7 protein-coding genes are annotated in these 2,355 nt (G+C 68.8%); all 7 read left to right on the top strand.

Annotated elements, in window-relative coordinates; genetic code table 11:
• On the top strand, positions 1 to 130 hold a 130-nt coding region (gene rplE / locus VMR86_05300), incomplete at its 5' end, for a 50S ribosomal protein L5 (GenBank protein ID HTO06456.1).
• A gap of 6 nt (positions 131 to 136) precedes the next feature.
• Positions 137 to 346 (top strand): type Z 30S ribosomal protein S14, encoded by a 210-nt coding sequence (locus VMR86_05305; protein HTO06457.1) that lies wholly within the window; start codon positions 137 to 139, stop codon positions 344 to 346.
• 10 nt (positions 347 to 356) lie between these two features.
• On the top strand, positions 357 to 752 hold the full coding sequence (gene rpsH, locus VMR86_05310) for a 30S ribosomal protein S8 (GenBank protein HTO06458.1): 396 nt from the start codon (positions 357 to 359) through the stop codon (positions 750 to 752).
• 2 nt (positions 753 to 754) lie between these two features.
• Positions 755 to 1,303, top strand: coding sequence for a 50S ribosomal protein L6 (rplF, locus tag VMR86_05315; protein HTO06459.1), 549 nt, complete (start codon positions 755 to 757; stop codon positions 1,301 to 1,303).
• A gap of 6 nt (positions 1,304 to 1,309) precedes the next feature.
• Positions 1,310 to 1,672, top strand: coding sequence for a 50S ribosomal protein L18 (gene rplR, locus VMR86_05320; protein ID HTO06460.1), 363 nt, complete (start codon positions 1,310 to 1,312; stop codon positions 1,670 to 1,672).
• A gap of 13 nt (positions 1,673 to 1,685) precedes the next feature.
• Entirely contained in the window at positions 1,686 to 2,192 is a 507-nt protein-coding gene (rpsE, locus tag VMR86_05325) for a 30S ribosomal protein S5 (protein HTO06461.1), read from the top strand.
• A 53-nt stretch (positions 2,193 to 2,245) separates the two neighbouring features.
• Positions 2,246 to 2,355 (top strand): uL30 family ribosomal protein (locus tag VMR86_05330; GenBank protein ID HTO06462.1); only part of this gene is annotated, 110 nt, incomplete at its 3' end.

Consider the following 2,355-nt stretch of genomic DNA (forward strand, 5'->3'; position numbering starts at 1 on the left):
CTTCCCCGAGGTCGACTACGACAAGGTCGAGAAGATCCGGGGCTTGAACGTTTCGATCGTGACCAGCGCCACGACCGACGAGGAGGGCCTCGCGCTCCTCACCGGTCTGGGCATGCCGTTCAGGACGTGAGGATCCATGGCAAAGACTTCCAAGAGAATCCAGCAGAAGCGGCTGCGCGCAGCGCGAGCGGCGGGCAAGCTCCCGTTCCGCACGCGCTACTACAACCGCTGCCAGCGCTGCGGCCGCGCGCGCGGCTACTACCGCAAGTTCGACCTGTGCCGGATCTGCCTGCGCAAGCTCTCGCTCGAGGGCAAGATCCCCGGCATCACGAAGTCGAGCTGGTGAGGGAGCCGAGATGCTGACCGACCCCATCGCCGACATGTTGACGCGCATCCGCAACGGCGGGCGCTCGCGCGCCGCGCGCGTGGCGCTGCCGAAGTCACAGCTCCTGTCCGAGATCGCGCGCGTGCTGCACGAGACGGGCTACATCGCCGGCTTCGGCGACGTGGCCGGCGCCGACAAGCCCACGCTCTCGATCGAGATCCGCTACAGCGACGACGACCAGCCCATGATCGAGGGCATCGAGCGCATCTCGCGGCCCGGCCGGCGCGTCTACGTGGGCGCGAAGAAGATCCCGCAGATCCGCAGCGGCCTGGGGATCGCCATCCTCTCTACACCGCGCGGTGTACTCACCGATGCCCAGGCCCGCGAGGCCGGCATCGGCGGCGAGCTGCTCGCAAAGGTCTGGTGATCATGTCCCGCATCGGCAAACAACCCGTGGCGATCGCGAAGGGCGTCGAAGTCCAGGTCGCGAACGGCCGCGTGCGCGTGAAGGGCCCCAAGGGGCAGCTGGAAGAGGCGGTCGCGCCCCACACGAAGGTGGAGGTGGCCGGCGCCGAGGTGCGCGTCGCGCGCGACAGCGACGAGAAGCGCGCCAAGGCCATGCATGGGCTGATGCGCGCGCTGATCGCCAACATGGTCACGGGAGTCACCACGGGATTCTCGAAGAGCCTCGACGTGATCGGCGTCGGCTACCGCGCCGAGGTGCAGGGCAAGAAGCTCACGCTCACCATCGGCTACTCGCACCCGGTCGTGGTCGAGGTGCCGCAGGGGCTCGAGGTCGTGGCCGAGAGTCAGACGCGGCTGGTGATCAAAGGCGCGAACAAGCAGCAGGTGGGCCAGTTCGCCGCCGAGGTGCGCGAGGTCCGCATGCCCGAGCCCTACAAGGGCAAGGGCATCCGCTACGTCGACGAAGTCGTGCGCCGCAAGGTCGGCAAGACCGGCGTGTCGTCGGGGAGCTAACGGAAGATGTCGATCAGGAACCGCAAGTCACTGCGCGAGCGCCGCAAGCTCCGCACGCGCAAGCAGCTCGGGCGCTGCGAGCAGCCGCTGCTCACGGTGTTCCGCAGCTCGAAGCACATCTACGCGCAGATCGTCGACCCGATCTCGGGCAAGACGCTGTCGGGTGTCTCGACCCGCTCGCCCGGCGTGCGCGACGGGCTCGAGTCCACCAAGGACGTCGAGGCCGCGAAGAAGGTCGGCACCGCGATCGCGAAGCTCGCGCTCGAGAAGGAAATCAAGCAGGTCAGCTTCAACCGCAACGGCTTCACCTACACCGGCCGCGTGAAGGCGCTCGCAGACGCCGCGCGCGAAGCCGGACTCACTTTCTGAACCGAGGGACCGAATGGCGAAGATCCTGAGACGCGAACGGCTCAACCCCAACGACTACGAGTTGGAGGAGCGCGTCGTCGACATCAACCGCGTGGCCAAGGTCGTGAAGGGCGGCCGGCGCTTCGGCTTCACGGCGCTGGTCGTGCTGGGCAACGGCCAGGGCGTCGTGGGCTCGGGGCTCGGCAAGGCCAACGAAGTCCCCGAGGCGATCCGCAAGGGCATCGAGCAGGCGCGCAAGAACCTGATCTCGGTGCCGCTCACCGACGGCACGATCCCGCACGAGGTCATGGGCGAGTTCGGGGCCGGCAAGGTCGTCATGCGGCCGGCCGCGCGCGGCACGGGAGTCATCGCCGGCGGCGCGGTGCGCGCGCTGTGCGAGGCGGCGGGCGTGCAGAACGTGCTCACCAAGTGTCTCGGCACCAACCGCCACCACAACGTGATCCGCGCGACGCTGCATGCGTTCAAGCAGCTGCGCTACCGCGACGAGCGGCTCGGGCAGCTCCGCGCCGAGGTGCGCTAGTGGCGGCCAAGAAGGGCGCGAAGAAGGCCAAGGCGGCGGGCGCGACCGTGCGCGTGCGGCAGTTCCGCAGCGCGATCGGCTACGGGCCCGACCAGCACCAGACGTTGCGCGGGCTCGGGCTGGGCAAGCCGAACCAGGTGCGCGAGCTCGTCGACACGCCGGC

The organism is Myxococcota bacterium (genome assembly GCA_035498015.1).
In the GTDB taxonomy this organism is placed as follows: Bacteria; Myxococcota_A; UBA9160; order SZUA-336; family SZUA-336; genus VGRW01.